The 18832-nt window shown below is 47.2% G+C and carries 14 protein-coding genes; 12 read left to right on the top strand and 2 right to left on the bottom strand.

The genetic code is table 11. The features are described 5' to 3' along the window. Window positions 1-180 precede the first annotated feature (180 nt). Window positions 181-2004, top strand: a complete 1824-nt coding sequence (gene recQ / locus HUB64_RS16265) for a DNA helicase RecQ (RefSeq protein WP_173497391.1) — start codon at window positions 181-183, stop codon at window positions 2002-2004. On the opposite strand, the gene HUB64_RS16260 is transcribed toward recQ, so the two are convergent. Further along, a complete protein-coding gene (locus HUB64_RS16260; protein WP_173497390.1) occupies window positions 1986-3767 on the bottom strand; it encodes a diguanylate cyclase in 1782 nt (593 codons plus the stop codon). The genes recQ and HUB64_RS16260 overlap by 19 nt on opposite strands. Window positions 3768-4276: 509 nt before the next feature. Between HUB64_RS16260 and leuA the strand changes: the two genes are divergently transcribed. The 6 genes from leuA to glpK all read left to right on the top strand — a co-directional run bounded on the left by leuA (window position 4277) and on the right by glpK (window position 12621). Further along, entirely contained in the window at window positions 4277-5845 is a 1569-nt protein-coding gene (leuA, locus tag HUB64_RS16255; RefSeq protein WP_173497389.1) for a 2-isopropylmalate synthase, read from the top strand. 70 nt (window positions 5846-5915) lie between these two features. Beyond that, window positions 5916-7010: a 3-isopropylmalate dehydrogenase gene (leuB, locus tag HUB64_RS16250; RefSeq protein ID WP_173497388.1), complete on the top strand. Its 1095-nt coding sequence runs from the start codon at window positions 5916-5918 to the stop codon at window positions 7008-7010. Between the two features lie 23 nt (window positions 7011-7033). Continuing rightward, on the top strand, window positions 7034-8434 hold the full coding sequence (leuC, locus tag HUB64_RS16245; protein WP_173248716.1) for a 3-isopropylmalate dehydratase large subunit: 1401 nt from the start codon (window positions 7034-7036) through the stop codon (window positions 8432-8434). Between the two features lie 27 nt (window positions 8435-8461). Further along, on the top strand, window positions 8462-9067 hold the full coding sequence (leuD, locus tag HUB64_RS16240; RefSeq protein WP_173247355.1) for a 3-isopropylmalate dehydratase small subunit: 606 nt from the start codon (window positions 8462-8464) through the stop codon (window positions 9065-9067). Between the two features lie 526 nt (window positions 9068-9593). Then, a complete protein-coding gene (locus HUB64_RS16235; protein WP_173497387.1) occupies window positions 9594-10943 on the top strand; it encodes an outer membrane protein transport protein in 1350 nt (449 codons plus the stop codon). Window positions 10944-11136: 193 nt separating this feature from the next. After that, window positions 11137-12621 carry a glycerol kinase GlpK gene (gene glpK / locus HUB64_RS16230; protein ID WP_173497386.1) on the top strand — a complete coding sequence of 495 codons (1485 nt, stop codon included), beginning with the start codon at window positions 11137-11139 and terminating at the stop codon, window positions 12619-12621. Window positions 12622-12792: 171 nt separating this feature from the next. On the opposite strand, the gene HUB64_RS16225 is transcribed toward glpK, so the two are convergent. Beyond that, a complete protein-coding gene (locus HUB64_RS16225) occupies window positions 12793-13128 on the bottom strand; it encodes a hypothetical protein (RefSeq protein WP_168826581.1) in 336 nt (111 codons plus the stop codon). A 663-nt stretch (window positions 13129-13791) separates the two neighbouring features. On the opposite strand from HUB64_RS16225, the gene mraZ reads away from it, so the two are divergent. Genes mraZ through murE form a run of 5 tightly spaced genes read left to right on the top strand, consistent with a single transcriptional unit; the run spans window position 13792 to window position 18815 of the window. Then, the gene (gene mraZ / locus HUB64_RS16220) at window positions 13792-14250 is read left to right on the top strand and encodes a division/cell wall cluster transcriptional repressor MraZ (protein ID WP_105251188.1); all 459 of its coding nucleotides are present in this window, start codon (window positions 13792-13794) and stop codon (window positions 14248-14250) included. Between the two features lie 31 nt (window positions 14251-14281). After that, entirely contained in the window at window positions 14282-15223 is a 942-nt protein-coding gene (gene rsmH / locus HUB64_RS16215; protein ID WP_105251189.1) for a 16S rRNA (cytosine(1402)-N(4))-methyltransferase RsmH, read from the top strand. Between the two features lie 10 nt (window positions 15224-15233). Then, window positions 15234-15548, top strand: a complete 315-nt coding sequence (gene ftsL / locus HUB64_RS16210; protein WP_105251190.1) for a cell division protein FtsL — start codon at window positions 15234-15236, stop codon at window positions 15546-15548. Window positions 15549-15561: 13 nt separating this feature from the next. Further along, window positions 15562-17316 carry a penicillin-binding transpeptidase domain-containing protein gene (locus HUB64_RS16205; protein WP_105251191.1) on the top strand — a complete coding sequence of 585 codons (1755 nt, stop codon included), beginning with the start codon at window positions 15562-15564 and terminating at the stop codon, window positions 17314-17316. Continuing rightward, entirely contained in the window at window positions 17313-18815 is a 1503-nt protein-coding gene (gene murE / locus HUB64_RS16200; RefSeq protein WP_173247348.1) for a UDP-N-acetylmuramoyl-L-alanyl-D-glutamate--2,6-diaminopimelate ligase, read from the top strand. The genes HUB64_RS16205 and murE overlap by 4 nt, the downstream gene beginning before the upstream one ends. Window positions 18816-18832 lie beyond the last annotated feature (17 nt).

Raw genomic sequence — 18832 nt, 5'->3', positions numbered from 1 at the left:
CGGCAGTTTTTAAAGTATTTTACCCCGCGTTCGTTATTTTTGGCTTAGCCCACTAGGGTTAAAATAGCTGCAATCGTGGTGAATTGCCTCGTCTAAAGCGCTTTAAATTACCGTTGAATCCTGCATTTTGAACTAGTTTGGGTATAGAATAGGCCCCCTCACTTTTGACATAGAAGATCCATGGAAAAGTTCGTACTCGACACGCATGATGATCCGCTCTCGCAACGCCTCGCGCAGGTGTTTGGTTACCGTGACTTTAGGGACGGTCAGCGGGAGGTGATAGAACGTGTCTGCGGCGGGCAAGATTGCTTAGTGATCATGCCGACGGGCGGCGGTAAGAGTCTGTGTTATCAGTTACCCGCCTTGATGATGAATGGCATCACTATTGTCGTCTCCCCATTGATTTCTTTGATGAAAGATCAAGTCGATAGCTTATTGCAAACCGGTGTTGCTGCGGCTTATCTGAATTCTTCTTTGCCGCGCGAGCAGAGTGCCGAAGTATTAAGGCAGCTACGCCACGGTGAGTTAAAACTGCTTTATGTGTCACCTGAGCGTTTATTAACCGCTGATTTTATTGAGCGTATGCAGTCTCTCCAGCTGGCGATGTTTGCCATCGATGAGGCGCATTGTATCAGTCAGTGGGGCCATGATTTTCGCCCTGAATATGCGGCGCTCGGCCAGTTAAAGCAACTCTTCCCCTATGTGCCCATGATGGCGCTGACCGCAACAGCAGATCAGGCGACTCGGCAGAGTATTTGTGAGCGGCTCGGTATTGAACCGTTCCGTTTACTTTCAAGTTTCGATCGGCCCAATATTCGCTATACAGTCGCCGAAAAGCTTAATGCAGCTAATCAGTTACGACATTTTTTAACGCAGCAGAATGGCACTAACGGCATTATTTATTGCAGCAGTCGCCGTCGTGTCGATGAAGTCGCTGACCGTTTATGCCTGCAAGGTTTTAATGCCAAGGCCTATCATGCGGGAATGACGCAGGAAGACCGTGGTGCAGTACAGGATAGTTTCCTTAAAGATCAAATCGATATTGTGGTTGCTACTGTGGCTTTCGGTATGGGGATTAATAAGTCGAATGTGCGCTTTGTAGTGCATTACGATATCCCGAAAAGTATCGAAGCCTATTATCAGGAAACGGGCCGAGCAGGACGTGATGGGCTCGATGCAGAAGCTTTTATGTTGTTCGATCCCGCCGATATTGGTCGGGTGCGACATTTGATTGAACAGTCCGAGCCAGGACCGCAGCAACAGGTCGAATTCCACAAACTTAATACTATGGCTGCCTTTGCTGAGGCGCAGACCTGTCGCCGCCAAGTGTTGCTGCATTACTTTGATGAGAGTGCATTAGAGCCCTGTGGTAACTGCGACATTTGCCTCGACCCGCCTAAGCGTTATAACGGCACCGAAGATGCGCAGAAGGTGTTGTCATGTATTTTCCGTTTAGGCCAGCGTTTTGGTATCAATCATTTAATTGAAGTGTTGCGCGGTTCGAAAGGTGCGCCGATAGTCGATCGAGGGCATGACAAACTCACGACTTGGGGGATTGGTAAAGACAAGAGCCATGAATATTGGTTGAGTGTGATCCGTCAACTCATTCATCTGGGACTGGCGAGTCAAGATGTGACTCGCGGTTCATCTATTACCCTAAACCCATCGGCACGGCCTGTGCTCAAAGGGGAAGTGGCGTTAATGCTCGCCGAACCGCGTATTCAGTTAACAACCACAAAACGTAAGGCGAGTCAGTCTAAAGCACCGTTGAATTATGACCGTAAGTTGTTTGCACGGTTGAAGTTATTGCGTAGAACCATTGCCGAGCAGCAGGATGTGCCGCCGTATTTAGTCTTTAACGACGCTACCCTCGCAGAAATGGCAGCCATGATGCCAACGAGCGCGGGGGAAATGCTCGCCGTCAACGGGGTTGGCGAGCGTAAACTGAGTCGTTTCGGTGATGCTTTTCTCGATGAAATTACGGCTTACTTAGCGGGAGAATAATGGTTTGAAGTATTCTCATTGATTTTAACCTTGCCCAATTGATTGATACTGGCTCTCTTAATTAAAGACTCTAACGTATCAAACTGTTGCATCGCCGCTATACCAATATTGACCTTACTTGAACCCTGCCAAGGCTGAATGCAAGCAACCAACTGACTAACGACTCTTTTAGCACCAGTTGCCGAGGTATGCGGCAGGATAATGGCAATTTCATCCATCGAATATCGGATTAACTTATCTTGCTCCCGTAGTCTGTGTTGTAGCTCATCCTGTAAGAGAGGTAGGTCAACTTGACGGATCTGACTCGCATTAAACAATAATAAAGACAGTGGGTAATTGCCTTGTTTGGCACTGTTTAATGCTGATGTGACTTGTTGGAGCAGCGTTTCCGCAGGTTCATTACCTTCAATATGTGGGGCACGATTATTCTGTTTATCAATCAAATACCAAATAGCCCCGCCCAATAATGCCATCGCGATTAAGAACAGTGTGCTATAGGCCCAATCGACATTTAGCTCTTGTAAGATTGAATCTTTTTCTGGTGCAGTGCTATTTGGCTCCTGCTGCAGATCTTGTTGATTTAGACGGGCCTTAAACTGCAATATCCGAGCATTATTCATCGCTTGATTGGTGAGCTCGGCCGCTCGATAACGTTTGAGTAAGAAAGAATAGGCCTGTTTAAAATCTCCTTTTTCTAAGTAGTGATCGCTCATGATCCCGTAAAATCCTTTGAGATCAGAATACTGTTTTAGATTTTCAGCTTGCTCAATTGCGTGATTCATGAGGATTAAAGCGGCATCTTCTTGATGTTGAGCAAAACGAATTTGGGCGAGTAGGCGAGTTGAACGCATTGTAGCTAATTGTTGATTTTGTTTTTTAAACGTATTAATCGCGATAGAAAGATATTCTTCGGCATTATCAATGCGGCCTTTATCGAGCGCGATTGAGGCCAAAATGGCATAACTGTAGGCGAGTTCAAGTGGCGAACCGAGCTCAGGTAAAAGCGCTTTAGCTTGTTGTTCGAGTTTATCACTGTAATCAAACTCTTGATTATCAAGCGCTATCCGAGCTGCATTGCGTAAAATAAAGTGTAAAACCTTCCCTTTTGCATCGGCACTTTGTATACCTAAGTTGGTGTAATACATGGCTTGGGGGAAATCATGGGTGGCATAAAGTAAATTTCCCATCGCGGCATACACATAGGCCTGTGGTGGCCAAATCCAATTTTGGGTTTGAGCATGAATATCCGGATAAATATCAATCGCGAGGCGTAAATCTTCGATAGCAGAAGAGAAGTTGTCAGTGTCAGTATCGAGTTGGCCACGTAAGCGTAAAGCATCGACTAAGGCTTGTGGTTGCTGGTAACGTCGCGCTAGGTTAATGGCTGAATCAAGCAAAGGTAGGGCATTTTGAATATTGTTATAGCTAAGGTTGGCATCGGCTTGGCAAATCAAAAAGTAAGGTCGTACTTGATCTAGCTTAAGTTGTTTAGCGTTTGCTTCGCCTAATTGAGCGACGTTGATAGCGGCTTCATTTTCCCCTATTTGTAGTAGGTTTTGGCATTTCAACACACTTAATCTGAGTCGATTGATATCTGAGCTTGCACTGGTCGCAAATTGTTTTTCTAACGCTGTTATTTGAGTGAGTGCTTTACTTGGATATTGGTAGACGAGTTCAGTGAGTTCATCTAATTGGTCTATAGCACTGGCCCCAAAGGGAAACAGCCATAACAACAGGCTCAGTACCAAGACGCGAAAATCCATTTTGTGCTCCATATAAAATGCGTAAGTTCTAATATCCCTAATCACTAAGGCGGGATTATAACTTTTCTTAATAGTTTTTTGCATAAAAAACTATTTTTTTCTAAGGGGAATAAGTTAACACATCCCAGTGATTTCTGAATCCAAACAGCTGGTTAATTCTGTGGAATCGATCACTAATTTGGGGATGAAACTCACAGTTATTAGCCTTAAGACAGGTTGAATGAGTGGAACATGAAAAAATTAGGGTTGACACTATCGGCTAGGCAAGTTAAATATTAACCGTCCTCAATAATTCAAACAGAATAAATATACAGATTAAATGAATATTATTAGCCGCAAACTCGACCTCCTCCTTCTCTCTCTCGCGGTTTATACGCGGAGGTCTTAGTGTTGCACGCTCGATAAAGAGGCAAAGCATTCACAAACCCCGCACCGATGTTGCGGGGTTTTTTGTATCTGAATACGGCAAAAATTAACTAACGAACGGTGACGTTCCATGGAGAAGCGAGATGTCTAACAGAGTCATAATATTTGATACTACCTTGCGTGATGGTGAGCAGGCGTTAGCCGCAAGTTTGTCGGTCAAAGAAAAGCTACAGATCGCTATGGCGCTGGAACGTCTCGGTGTGGATGTGATGGAAGTGGGTTTTCCGGTTTCTTCACCCGGTGATTTTGAGTCAGTGCAGACCATAGCGCGTACCATCAAAAATAGCCGTGTTTGTGCCTTATCCCGTGCATTGGAAAAGGACATAGATGCAGCGGCGCAGGCCTTGTCAGTTGCAGATCAATTCCGTATCCATACCTTTATCTCGACCTCGACGATTCACGTTGAGAGCAAGTTGAAGCGTTCTTTCGATCAAGTGTTAGAGATGGCCGTAGGCGCGGTGAAGTATGCCCGCCGTTTTACCGACGATGTGGAATTTTCCTGTGAGGATGCGGGGCGTACGCCCATCGATAATCTATGTCGTATGGTAGAAGCCGCCATTCGTGCGGGCGCACGCACCATTAATATTCCCGATACGGTCGGTTACACAGTGCCCAGCGAGTTTGGCAATATCATTCAAACTTTGTTTCATCGGGTGCCGAATATCGACCAAGCGGTGATCTCAGTGCATTGCCACGATGACTTAGGTTTGTCTGTGGCTAACTCGATAACGGCAGTGCAACACGGTGCGCGTCAAATTGAATGTACGATCAATGGCATAGGTGAGCGTGCGGGTAACTGTTCACTGGAAGAGATCGCGATGATTTTAGCGACGCGTAAGGGGATGTTGGGATTAGAAACGGGCATTAATGCCAAAGAAATTCACCGTACTTCTAATTTAGTCAGCCAGTTATGCAATATGCCAGTGCAGGCGAACAAGGCTATTGTCGGTGCCAATGCCTTTACCCATTCATCGGGCATCCATCAGGATGGCATGTTAAAAGCACAAAATACCTATGAAATCATGACACCAGAAAGCATAGGTTTGAATCGCAACAACTTGAATATGACCTCGCGCTCGGGTCGCCATGTGATCAAGCATCGCATGGAGGAAATGGGCTATAGCGAGCACGATTACAATATGGATACTCTGTATGAAGAGTTTCTAAAATTGGCAGATAAAAAAGGCCAAGTATTTGATTATGATTTAGAAGCCTTAGCCTTTATGGAAGCGCAGGCCGAAGAAGACAATCACTATCAATTGCAGCAATTAGTGGTGCAGTCTGACTCAACTGAAGGCGTTGCTACGGCGACTGTGCGTATCGAAGTGGGCGGCGAAATTAAAACCGAAGCCGCAACCGGTAATGGTCCGGTTGATGCTGCCTATAACGCGATTGCTCGTGCAACGGATCGTCGAATCGACATTATCAGCTATAAGCTAGGCGCTAAGGGCGTAGGTCAAAATGCCTTAGGCCAAGTGGACATTACCGCGGTTTACCACGAGCAAAACTTTCACGGCGTAGGTTTAGCGACCGATGTGGTCGAAGCCTCGGCACGCGCTTTAGTGCATGTGATGAACTTAACGTGCCGCGCAGACAAGGTTGCCGATTACAAACAAAGTATGCAAAAAAATCGAGAGCTAGGCGGCGTCTAGTCGCTAAAAGCATCCAAAGAATAGCAAGGTCGAGCATAAAGCATTCACATTTAAAGGAGTTGGCTGGCGTATGAGTTATCAAATAGCAGTATTAGCAGGGGATGGGATCGGTCCTGAAGTGATGGCAGAGGCGCGTAAAGTGCTGCGTGAGGTTGAAGCGCGTTTCGATTTGAGTATCGAATACACTGAATTCGATGTTGGCGGTATTGCCATTGATAACCACGGTTGCCCACTACCCGATGCCACGCTAAAGGGCTGTGAAGCGGCAGATGCGATCCTGTTTGGCTCGGTAGGCGGTCCTAAGTGGGAAAAGTTACCGCCAAATGAGCAACCTGAGCGCGGCGCGCTATTGCCTCTGCGTGGTCACTTCGAACTGTTTTGTAATCTGCGCCCAGCTAAATTGCACGACGGCCTAGAACATATGTCACCGCTGCGTAGCGATATTTCCGCCCGTGGATTTGATGTCTTATGTGTACGCGAGTTAACCGGCGGCATTTATTTTGGTAAGCCAAAGGGTCGCCAAGGTGAAGGCGAGAATGAAGAAGCCTTCGATACTATGCGTTATAGCCGCCGTGAAATTAGCCGTATCGCCCGTATCGCCTTTGAAGCCGCCCGTGGTCGCCGTAAAAAAGTGACCTCAGTGGATAAAGCCAATGTGCTCGCCTGTTCAGTGTTATGGCGCCAAGTGGTTGAAGAAGTGGCGGTGGACTTCCCCGATGTCGAGCTTGAACACATCTATATCGATAATGCGACCATGCAGTTGCTACGTCGTCCCGATGAGTTCGATGTGATGCTATGTTCTAACCTGTTCGGCGACATTTTATCCGACGAAATCGCCATGTTAACGGGCTCTATGGGCTTGTTGTCATCGGCGAGCATGAGCAGCACTGGCTTTGGTTTATTTGAACCAGCGGGTGGCAGTGCGCCGGATATCGCGGGCAAAGGCATTGCAAACCCTATCGCCCAAATTCTGTCGGCGGCATTAATGTTGCGCCACAGCCTAAAGCAAGAAGAAGCCGCCTGTGCGATTGAGCGCGCCGTCAGCAAAGCGTTAAATTCTGGCTACTTAACCGGTGAACTATTGAGCGCAGACAAGCGTAGCCAAGCTAAATCCACTCGCGAGATGGGTGACTTTATCGCCAATGCTATAAAGGAAGGTGTGTAATGACGACTGTGCCAAAAAACTCGGTGGCAAAAACGCTGTATCAAAAAGTATGGGATGCCCACGTTGTAGCGACTCCTAAAGGTGAAGCGCCGATCATTTATGTCGACAGACATTTAGTCCATGAAGTGACTTCTCCCCAAGCATTCAGTGGCTTAAAAGTGGCAGGCCGCAAACTGCGTGCACCGGAAAAAACCTTTGCCACTATGGATCACAACACTTCGACCCGTAGCGCCAGCTTAGATGCGCTAAGCCCAATGGCGCGCGCACAGGTTGAAACCCTAGCGCAAAACTGTAAAGACTTTGGCGTGCGTTTATACGACATTCATCATCCTAATCAAGGGATTGTGCATGTAATGGGCCCTGAATTGGGTATCACCTTACCCGGCACTGTGATTGTCTGTGGTGATTCCCATACCGCAACCCATGGCGCCTTTGGGGCATTGGCGTTTGGCATTGGAACATCTGAAGTTGAGCACGTTTTAGCGACGCAAACTCTGCGTCAGTTAAAAGCTAAGACCATGAAGATTGAAGTGCGTGGTCATGTCACCGATGGCGTGACCGCCAAAGATATCGTACTCGCTATTATTGGCAAAATAGGCATGGATGGTGGCACGGGTTACGTGGTGGAGTTCTGCGGTGAGGCGATTGAAGCCCTGTCGATGGAAGGCCGCATGACAGTGTGCAACATGGCAATTGAGATGGGCGCTAAAGCGGGCATGGTCGCGCCGGATCAAACCACTTTCGACTATTTAGCAGGCCGCGAATTTGCGCCAAAGGGCGAAGATTGGGCAGAGGCTGTCGCTTACTGGCAAGCCATAAAGACCGATGATGGCGCCGTGTTTGATGCTGTAGTTGAGTTAGATGCCGCCGATATCGCACCACAATTGACTTGGGGTACTAACCCAGGCCAAGTCGTAGCGATCGATGGCAAAGTGCCTAATCCTCTTGATGAAGCCAACCCAAGTACCCGAGCTAGTATGGAAAAGGCCCTAGAATATATTGGCCTGAGTGCGGGTACGCCTATGACAGACATCAGCATCAACAAGGTATTTATCGGTTCATGTACTAACTCGCGGATTGAAGATTTACGCAGCGCTGCCGTACATGCCAAAGGTCGTAAAGTCGCGAGTGGCGTCACCGCGATTGTTGTACCTGGTTCTGGTCAAGTGAAAGCCCAAGCCGAAGCCGAAGGCTTAGATAAAATCTTTATCGAAGCCGGGTTTGAGTGGCGTTTACCGGGTTGTTCCATGTGTTTAGCGATGAACGATGACAGATTAGAAGCGGGTGATCGCTGCGCTTCGACCAGTAATCGTAATTTCGAAGGTCGCCAAGGCCGTGGTAGTCGTACCCATTTGGTGAGCCCGGCGATGGCCGCCGCCGCTGCGGTGGCTGGGCATTTTGTCGATATTCGTAAACCTTACTAATTACCGTAAACCCAAGAGGAGAAGTTAATGCAACCTTTTACGACCCATACCGGGCTTGCGGTCATGATCGACAGCACCAATATCGATACGGATCAGATCATTCCGAAACAGTTTTTGTCTAAGGTGACGCGCGATGGTTTTGGGGTGCACTTATTTCATGACTGGCGTTATTTAGATGATGCGGGCGATGTGCCCAATCCTGAGTTTTCATTGAACCAGCCTCGTTATAAAGGCGCTTCAATTCTTTTGTCGCAGGAAAACTTTGGTTGTGGTTCAAGCCGCGAACATGCGCCTTGGGCGCTGGCAGACTTTGGTTTGCGCGCCATTATAGCGCCCAGTTTTGCCGACATTTTTTACGGCAACTCAATCAATAACGGCCTATTGCCTGTGGCGTTAACCCACTCGCAGGTGCGTCAGTTGATGGATGAAGTGGCGGCAGAAGAAGGCGCGCAAATCACGGTTGATCTCACCAGCTGTAAAGTGATTTCACCGTCAGGTGCTGAGTTTAGTTTTACGCTGGCAGAGTCGGCGAGACATAAGTTACTCAATGGGTTAGATGCTATTGGGCTGACCTTGTCCCATGCTGCGCAAATCAGTCAGTACGAAACTCAAATCCAAGGTTGGCGCCGCTAAACTTTCAGCGCACATTTGTACTCGTGTTGAGTCTATATTTATGTGCCTAGGTTAATACCTAGGCGTTTTTGTTTTAAATCTCAAAACACTCTTAATTTAATTAATTGTATTTTAAAGCATAAATTTTTATTGTCGTTTTGATACTAGAAAATTTTATTCTCTGCAGTGATTTATGCTGTATTTGTCGAGTTTAAATGATTTACAGGTGTTCCAAAGTTTTAATTTTTTATCTTATTGTTTAATATTGGTATTTGTTGGGTTCATAATTTGAATCTCACGACTGTCGTGAATGATTTTTGAGTGTTTAAAGGTCATTTTTTGTTTTAATGGTGACATGCGTCACTAAATCTGTTTTAAAGTCGCATCTCTTTAGAGTTTTTGTCTGTTTTATCTCCTTTGGTTGCAAACATCTTCTGCATAAGTAAACTGCTGCGCATTCAATATGGAGTGTTTGCTCTATTTTGCCTGAACGCCGCAGTACTCATCCAAGTAGTACAGATAACAATAATATGATTAGAGAATAACAATGCAAAAACGTCTTCTGACTTTGGCTGTCACTGCAGCCTTGTTAAGTTCAACGACTCAACTCCATGCCGCGGGTTTTCAACTTGCGGAATACTCTGCTACAGGTTTAGGTCGCGCCTTTGCGGGTGAAGCCGCTATGGCGGATAACGCTTCGGCTCAAGGTCGAAATCCTGCCATGCTCACTTATTTAGAAGGACGTCAGTTGTCCGCGGGTGGCATTTACGTTATGCCAAACGTCGATGTGACTGGTGATGTGAGCCTTAGCTCACCGTTAATTGGTCCTAATCCTGCTGTTATGAAAGGTGGCGATGCACTAGATGTAGCTGATGACGCACTTGTGCCAAATTTTTATTATTCAAATCAGCTAAATGATCAATGGACTTGGGGCCTAGCGGTAAACTCTAATTATGGTCTAGCCACTGAATTACCCGCGACCCACGCAGCGGCTATTTTTGGTAACAAGACTTCGGTTACGACCGTTGAATTTAATCCAAACATCGCTTATCGCATCAATGATGCTGTCAGCGTAGGTGCTGGTGTACGTATCGTTTATGGTGAAGGCGAAATTGGTGCCTCATTACCAGGTTGGGTTGATGGTATCAAACCTGCACTGCCGGCTCCTGTGCAGGCAGTGTTACCTCCAGGTGGCACTGAGCTGAAAAGCATGAAGGGTGATGATGTGGGTTATGGCTGGCAGTTAGGTGCAAGCTGGCAAATTAATCCGGCTCACCGTTTGGGTTTTGCTTATCACAGCGGCGTGCAACTGGACTTGGATGGTCATGCTTCTGGTGTTCTGTACACTGGCGGCCAAGATGTGTCCATTGAAGGTTATTTACCGCTTGAATTGCCCGCTTTTGCAGAGATAGCTTCCCATCACCAATTGACCGATAACTGGGCCATGCATGCGAGTGTGAACTGGACCGATTGGAGCGTATTCGATCAACTAGTGGCTTATTTCCCTGGTGAAGTTAAACCTAAGGGCGGTTTAGAGTCTGATTTAGTTAAAGAAGAGCACTTCGAAGATAACTGGCGCTTCGCGCTAGGGACTACTTATCAAGTGAATAACGACTGGTTAGTGCGTGCCGGTGTTGCTTTAGATAAAACGGCGGCAAATGACGAGTGGCGCACAACCACAATTCCAGACTCTGACCGTCTGTGGTTCTCTGTGGGCGCAGGTTATCAGGCAACTAAGAACCTGAACGTTGATTTTGCTGTGACTTATATTAAAGCGACTGGCGATGCGCCAATCAATGAACAGCAAAACCTATTGAACCTAGCGACTGTTAACTTTAACGGCGAAGCAAGCGGCGATGTATGGCTTGCGGGTATCCAAATGAGCTACAAGATGTAAGTTCAGTATGTTAAAAAAAGCCCTGAATCTTCAGGGCTTTTTTATAGCTATAGCATGGTGGCGTTATCTTGTTTTACGGCTTGCTTGCTGGTCACGGCGGTAAATTCCGAATATATTCACTGCATAAGTCGGTGGATCATGTTAATTCTCCCTAGCATAAAAAGGCGGCGGAGAGTTCAGATAGGATAGTAGCGTGCAGAAAAAATACGTGGTGGCCTTAGATCAAGGCACGACCAGCTCAAGGGCGATAGTGTTCGATCACGACGCAAACATTGTCAGCGTGTCCCAGCGGGAATTTACCCAGTTGTACCCTAATCCGGGTTGGGTCGAGCATGATCCCATGGAGATTTGGGCAAGCCAAAGTTCAGTGTTAATTGAAGTATTGGCGCGTGCGGGTATTCACAGCGATGAAGTGGCCGCCATTGGCATTACCAATCAGCGGGAAACCACTGTTATATGGGAGAAGGCCACAGGTAAACCTATTTATAACGCGATAGTGTGGCAGTGCCGTCGCAGCGCTGAGATTTGTGAGCAACTCAAAGCTCAAGGGTTAGAAGAATATGTGCGTGAGAATACCGGTTTATTACTCGACCCTTATTTTTCAGGCACTAAGATCAAATGGATTCTAGATAATGTGCCCAATGCCCGTGAGCAAGCCGAGCGTGGTGAGTTGTTGTTCGGCACTATCGATACTTGGCTCGTGTGGAAGTTAACCGAGGGCAAGGTGCATGTCACCGATCCCACCAATGCTGCCCGCACTCTACTATTCAATATCCATAGCCTGACTTGGGATAATAAGTTACTCGAAGCCTTAGATATTCCGGCGTCTATGTTGCCAGAAGTTAAACCTTCCTGCAGCGTGTATGGTACAACACGGATTGCTGGCGAAGGCAGTGAAATCCAAGTTGCAGGAATGGCGGGCGATCAACAGGCTGCGCTTTTTGGTCAGTTATGTGTCGAGCCCGGCATGGCGAAGAATACCTACGGTACTGGTTGTTTTTTGTTGATGAATACAGGGACAAAAGCGGTGCGCTCAAACCATGGCTTATTGACCACAGTTGCCGTGGGGCCTAAGGGTGAAGTGAACTATGCCCTCGAAGGTTCAGTCTTTATGGGCGGCGCGACCATTCAATGGCTGCGGGATGAACTGGGGCTTATTCGTGACGCCAGTGATACTGAGTACTTTGCCTCTAAGGTCGCCGATACTAATGGCGTGTATCTGGTGCCCGCTTTTGTGGGATTGGGTGCACCTTATTGGGATCCCAATGCCCGTGGTGCGCTATTTGGTCTGACACGCGGGGCGAATCGTAATCATATTATTCGGGCGGCGTTAGAATCCATCGCTTATCAGAGTAAAGATTTACTTGATGCCATGACCAAAGACAGTGGCGTCAGCCTTAAGCGTTTAAAGGTGGATGGCGGCGCGGTCGCTAATGATTTTTTGATGCAATTTCAAGCCGACATTACCGATGTCGAAGTGTTAAGGCCAAGCGTTTGTGAGACAACCGCTTTGGGTGCGGCATTTTTAGCTGGGTTGGCAGTGGGCTTTTGGGAGAGTGTGATAGAGCTTGAGCACAAAGCCTGTATCGATAAGCATTTTATCCCTAATATCGATGCCCAGACTCGAGTACAGTTATACGCAGGTTGGCAGGACGCGGTGGCCAGAACTCGAACTTAAACAATACGCCTTGAGGCGGCATTGGTTTGAGATAAAACTTAATTTGAGGTATCGCATGATTCGAAATCTGGCCTGATTTCAGGCATGCTCGATAGTGCTGCTAAAAAGAGGCTAATAAAAAGGCGCTAATCCAATGGGATTGCGCCTTTTCCGTTTTATATCAGTACGGATTTATACTTCTACATCAATGATATGTTGGCTCGGTGGCTTCTTGATTTCTGCGGAATCATCGGTCACTTCAAGTACGACACCTTCTTTTAGTTTTAGCGTTTCGGTTTCATCCGATGCACGGCGTTTCTTATTTTTATTGTTATCTGATTCTTTGCGTCTTTCCCTGACTTTAGTATTGCGGCTTTCTAACGCTGGAGGTAACTGCGACTGCGGTGTTTCATGGCTATCTGGGGCATTTGCGCTTGCGCTGCTGACTTGGTCAACAACCCGTTTAGGGTGAAACACGGCTTTTACTGGCTGTGCCAGCATGGCATAAATGCTATCCAATCCACTCATAACGCCTCCTTGTTATTACACCTCTTAATATGATATCGGCTGAAGTAGGTCAATATTTAGACTATACGCCGTTTAACTTGTTAAGGCGAATAAGGCGAGCCATTAGGTAGCTAGTGCGGGTATAAGGTGAATGTATAGGGAGAAAGTGGTTCTTTTGGTGGATTTTACGTGGGATTTTTGATCTTTCTCGCAATCGCGACATTAATATTCAGCCATTAGTAAAAAGATGAACGTCTTTATTTGGAATAAAAATTTAGATTTTTATGCTGATTTCAACTCTTTTTTGACTGTCGAATAAGGATGGACGTAAGTTTGTTTTGTTGCGTTTTTGAGTTTGACGTTATTTCTCGACCCGTAAAATCCCACAAATACAGAAATAATTCCCCATTTTTTTCATCGCAAGCACCTGAAAGCAAAAGGTTGCTGAATATATCGGCGCTATTTATTCCTGTTGTTTCCTCTGTTTAGTCAATCTCTAATGGTTTTTCTTGTCAAAAGTTTGTCGCGCGGTTAAGTGCTCAACATGCGGCTAACCCGCTTGCCGACTGGATTTATAAAAGGATCCCATCCCTTGACAATGCTTGTCGACTGTCCCTAAACTTAGCAGTTGTGGGAAATAGTGGATATTTGTGGATCAAAAATCAAAGGATAGGATGAATTAGCGTGTTTCGTGGAGCCAGTGCTATCAACTTAGATACAAAGGGACGGATCGCTATTCCAGTGCGATACCGCGAACCTTTGCAGCTTGAGCACCAAGGCCGCATCGTGATTACCGTCGATATCCAATCCGCCTGTTTACTCTTGTATCCCATTCACGAATGGGAATTGATCGAAGCTAAGTTGTTGAAGCTTTCAGATACCGATAAAACCCAGAGATCTTTAAAACGCCTGTTACTCGGCTACGCCCACGAAGTGGAGCTCGACAGTAATGGGCGCATATTACTGCCGCCACCGTTAAGGCAATATGCCAATTTAGATAAGCGCATCATGCTGGTGGGGCAATTGAATAAATTTGAGCTGTGGGATGAGCAATCTTGGCTGCAGCAAATTGATGAATGTCAGGAAACGATTCGAAGTGAGGATCTCGTTAATAACGAGCGCCTCGCGGATTTTTCACTTTAACGAGTCGTGATAACTAAATAAGAAGAGAGTAATGAGTCAAGAATTTGCCCATTTATCCGTACTGCTAGCAGAAACGGTTGGCGGTTTAAACATCAAAGACGATGGCATCTATATCGATGGCACGTTCGGCCGCGGTGGTCATTCAAGACAAGTATTACAACAACTCGGTGAACATGGTCGATTGATCGCTATCGACCGCGATCCTCAAGCGATTGAAGCGGCCAAACAATTTGCTGACGATCCACGCTTTCAAATCGTGCATGGTGGCTTTGGTCAATTAGCCGATTACGTCGAAGAGCTTGGGCTTGTGGGCAAAATTGATGGCGTATTACTCGATTTAGGTGTGTCTTCACCCCAGCTCGACGATGCTGAACGCGGTTTTAGTTTTTTGCGCGATGGTCCACTCGATATGCGTATGGATAACAGTCAAGGCCAAACGGCTGCACAATGGTTGGCTCGTGCCGAAATTGAAGATATGGCTTGGGTATTTAAAACCTACGGTGAAGAGAAAAATGCTCGCCATATTGCCCGTTGTATTGCTGCCGATCGTGAGAAAACGCCGTTTTTACGTACTAAAGATTTAGCCGATTTAATTGCGCGTATCACTAAAAATAAAGAACGCAATAAGCACCCTGCGACTCGGGTGTTTCAAGCGATCCGCATTTATATCAATAGTGAATTAGATCAAATTGATCAGGCACTTGAAGGAGCCGTCAATGTGCTTGCTCCCCAAGGACGCTTGTCGGTCATCAGTTTCCATTCTTTAGAAGATCGTATCGTGAAGCGTTTTATTCGTCGTCATAGCCAAGGCGAAAGTGTACCGCACGGTTTTCCGGTGACTGAAGATCAAATTAACAAGTCGCGTAAGTTACGTGCCGTGGGCAAGGCGATTATGCCATCCGACGAAGAAATCGAACGCAATGCCAGAGCTCGCAGCTCAGTGTTACGCATTGCCGAGCGTTTAGATTACTAAGGGGCGCACTGTGAGTAAGCCCTCGATTAATCTGCCACGGATCGTTTTACATGATTTATGGCTGCACAAATGGATCTTGTTATTAGCCTTGCTTGTGCTGAGTAATGCGGTTGCCGTGGTTTATGGCAGCCATGTTAGCCGTCAACTGACAACCCAGTGGGACCAGTTACTGCAGGAGCGAGATAGATTAGATATTGAGTGGCGCAATTTATTATTAGAAGAGCAATCGCAGACTGAGCACAGTCGTATTACGCGTATTGCCTCTAAGGAACTCAACATGAGTCGTCCGTTACCCAGCGAAGAAGTTGTGGTAAAGGTGCCGTGAGTATAGGGAAGATATGACTAGGCAAGCGAAAATCAAACGGGTAAGCAAACCGCAAAAACCTCAATTGATCCACTGGCGTTTATACGTAGTGGTCGGGTTTGTGTGTGCGTTGTTTTGCAGCCTAGTGGGACGCGCAGCTTATATTCAAATTATCGAGCCCGACAAATTACGTCACGAAAGTGACATGCGAACATTGCGGACCACTAGTCGTGAAGTGCAGCGTGGCTTGATCACCGACCGTAATGGCGACATGCTGGCCGTTAGTGTGCCAGTGCGTGCCGTCTGGGCCGATCCAAAACAAGTCAATGATAGTAATGGTTTTGCCGATATGCGCCGCTGGCAAGCCTTAGCCGATGTGTTGCATGAGCCCCTCGAAGATTTGTTAGAGCGAGTACGCAGTAACCCCACCAAACGCTTCACCTACTTGAAACGCCAAATTACCCCTGCGGTTGCGGACTATATTACTCAGCTTAAATTACCCGGTGTATTTCTAAAGTCTGAATCTCGCCGTTATTATCCAGGTGGTGAAATCACAGCTCAGTTAATCGGCATCACTAACATAGATGATGTTGGGATTGAAGGTGTTGAAAATGCTTACAATAGTTGGTTAACAGGTACGCCTTCCAAACAAAAAGTGCGTAAGTCACGCGATGGTCATGTCGTCGAGCGTCTCGATATAGTGCAGGAAGGTGAGAGTCCAAATGATCTCGTGCTGAGTATCGATCATAGGATCCAACAATTAGCCTATCGCGAACTAAAACGCACCACTGAGATGAACCAAGCGACTTCGGGTTCGATTGTCGTCCTCGACATTCATACGGGTGAAGTCTTGGCAATGGTGAATACGCCTTCGTATAACCCCAATGCGCGCGACAATCTGCAAACCTTCAGAATGCGTAACCGTGCTATGACAGATACCTTTGAGCCGGGTTCGACCATTAAGCCATTTGTGGTAGCCGCAGCGCTTGAAGCTGGCACAGTTAAATCGACCGATATTATTGCCACTTCACCGGGTTGGATGCGTTTAGGTGGCCGCCAAGTACGTGACCCCGCGAACTACGGCGATATGAGTTTGGCGCGTATTTTGGCTAAATCCAGTAACGTCGGCATCAGTAAATTAGCTTTGTCTATTCCGGTGCAGCAACTGCTCGGCACTTATCAATCCATGGGACTTGGTAGTTTTTCGGGAATTAACCTCACGGGTGAAAGCGCTGGCTTGATTCAAGATCGCCACCGTTGGTCAGACTTTGAACGTGCCACCTTGTCCTTCGGTTACGGCTTAACGGCAACAACACTTCAACTTGCGCGCATGTACGCCACCTTAGGCAATGGCGGTACTTTGTTCCCAGTCTCGATAATGAAACTGAAAAAGCCACCTGTCGGTGAGCGAGTCATTTCTGAAAATGTGGCTCACGATGTAATGCAAATGCTGGTCGGTGTAACGGAAAAAGGCGGCACTGGCACTTTAGCGCACATCGACGGTTATCCAGTTGCAGGTAAGTCTGGCACAAGTCGTAAGGCAGTTGCTGGTGGTTATGGTGATGATTATGTTGCTTTATTTGCGGGTGTTGCTCCTGCGAATAATCCTAGATTAGCGATAGTGGTGGTAGTGAACGAACCTAAGGGCGATCTCTATTATGGTGGTTCAGTGGCGGGGCCTGCATTTGCCAAAGTCATGTCTGGCGCACTGCAAATGTTAAACGTTGAACCCATTACCGATAAAGAACAAGTGCAATTGGCGGGAATCGCCGCTGGGAGAGCAGAATGATGTTATTACGGGATTTGCTAGCGCCTTGGCTACATTATGCTGGCGCGCAGTCCTTCAATGATCTGACCTTAGATAGCCGCGCAATACGTCGCGGCGATGTGTTTTTGGCGCTGCCAGGACATAAGGTCGATGGCAGACAGTTTATTGAAAAAGCCTTAGATTTAGGTGCCGCAGGCGTATTAGTTCACACGGATGATGCTGACCAACATGGCAAAGTGTTGCTGGGCGATAATGCCGAGCACGGTGTGCAGATTTATTTCTTTCAGTTAAGTCGTCAGGTATCGGCAATTGCCGCCCAGCGTTATACCTTAGCGCACAAGTCTGCCGTTATGCCATCCCTTGGAGTTATCGGTATTACCGGAACTAACGGTAAAACCTCTACGAGTCAACTCATTGCACAACTGGTGACTTCATTGGGGCGCAAAGCCGCCGTCATGGGCACCCTTGGTAATGGTCTCTGGGGCGAGCTTGTTGATAGTGGTAACACCACAGCCGATGCGATTACCTTAATGCGTCAGTTGCATGAGTTTGAAGCCCAAGGCGCGAGTGTCTGCGCCATGGAAGTGTCGAGTCACGGCTTAGTGCAAGGCCGCGTCGACGCAGTACCATTTGATGTTGCCGTGTTCACTAATCTGACGCGCGATCACCTCGATTACCACGGCGATATGGAAAGCTATGCCGCCGCTAAACAAAGCCTATTTCGTTTCAGCACTTTAGGTCACGGTTTATTGAATCTCGACGATGCAGTTGGCGTGTCTTGGTTGACTGAACTTAAATCTGTGCCTGCGCAAATGTGGGGCTTTAGTATTGAAGGTCATCAAGCCGCGGCTTTTTATACTAAAAATGCCAAGTTTGACGATCAAGGTGTCAGTGCAACCTTAGTCTGGCCCGAGGGCGAGACTCAAATCCACTCGCCACTACTTGGTGCCTTTAATCTTTCTAATTTACTCGCGGCGCTATCGGCCTTGTACCTGCAAGGTCTTGATATGAAAGCGTTAGCCGAGCAAGTGCAATACCTAACGCCCGTCGCAGGTCGTATGGAGCGTTTCACAACTGCGGATAACATCACCTTAGTGGTCGATTATGCCCATACGCCAGATGCGATCGAACAAGCGTTAAACGCGCTACGTCGCCATTGTGCCGGTGATTTATGGTGCGTATTTGGCTGTGGTGGCGACCGTGATAAGGGCAAGCGTCCTTTGATGGGCCAAGCTGCAGAGCAATATGCTGACCGCATTATGGTGACCAGCGACAATGCGCGCAGTGAAGACCCCGCGCAAATTATTACCGATATTATCCAAGGGCTAACCCACCCTCAGCAGGCATTGACTCAGGTTGACCGTATCGCAGCAATTAAAGAGGTTGTGGCATTGGCTAAACCTGGCGATGTGATCTTGCTTGCGGGCAAAGGCCACGAAACTTACCAAGAGGCGGCAGGTGTGCGTCATGACTATGATGAACGCGCCCTGGCACGCCAGTTATCGGAGCAATCAAGATGATCCCTCTTTCTCTCGGG

This window comes from Shewanella sp. ISTPL2 (genome assembly GCF_013283205.1).
GTDB classification, from domain to species: domain Bacteria; phylum Pseudomonadota; class Gammaproteobacteria; order Enterobacterales; family Shewanellaceae; genus Shewanella; species Shewanella oncorhynchi.
Note: the sequence above shows the minus strand (reverse complement) of the source record. Positions and strands in the feature narration are given on the sequence as shown.

Bases quoted from the DNA above. Each gene is read 5' to 3' on its own strand.
- recQ (WP_173497391.1), top strand. From the start codon at position 181: ATGGAAAAGTTCGTACTCGACACGCATGATGATCCGCTCTCGCAACGC.
- HUB64_RS16260 (WP_173497390.1), bottom strand. From the start codon at position 3,767: ATGGATTTTCGCGTCTTGGTACTGAGCCTGTTGTTATGGCTGTTTCCC.
- leuA (WP_173497389.1), top strand. From the start codon at position 4,277: ATGTCTAACAGAGTCATAATATTTGATACTACCTTGCGTGATGGTGAG.
- leuB (WP_173497388.1), top strand. From the start codon at position 5,916: ATGAGTTATCAAATAGCAGTATTAGCAGGGGATGGGATCGGTCCTGAA.
- leuD (WP_173247355.1), top strand. From the start codon at position 8,462: ATGCAACCTTTTACGACCCATACCGGGCTTGCGGTCATGATCGACAGC.
- HUB64_RS16235 (WP_173497387.1), top strand. From the start codon at position 9,594: ATGCAAAAACGTCTTCTGACTTTGGCTGTCACTGCAGCCTTGTTAAGT.
- HUB64_RS16225 (WP_168826581.1), bottom strand. From the start codon at position 13,128: ATGAGTGGATTGGATAGCATTTATGCCATGCTGGCACAGCCAGTAAAA.
- rsmH (WP_105251189.1), top strand. From the start codon at position 14,282: ATGAGTCAAGAATTTGCCCATTTATCCGTACTGCTAGCAGAAACGGTT.
- HUB64_RS16205 (WP_105251191.1), top strand. From the start codon at position 15,562: ATGACTAGGCAAGCGAAAATCAAACGGGTAAGCAAACCGCAAAAACCT.
- murE (WP_173247348.1), top strand. From the start codon at position 17,313: ATGATGTTATTACGGGATTTGCTAGCGCCTTGGCTACATTATGCTGGC.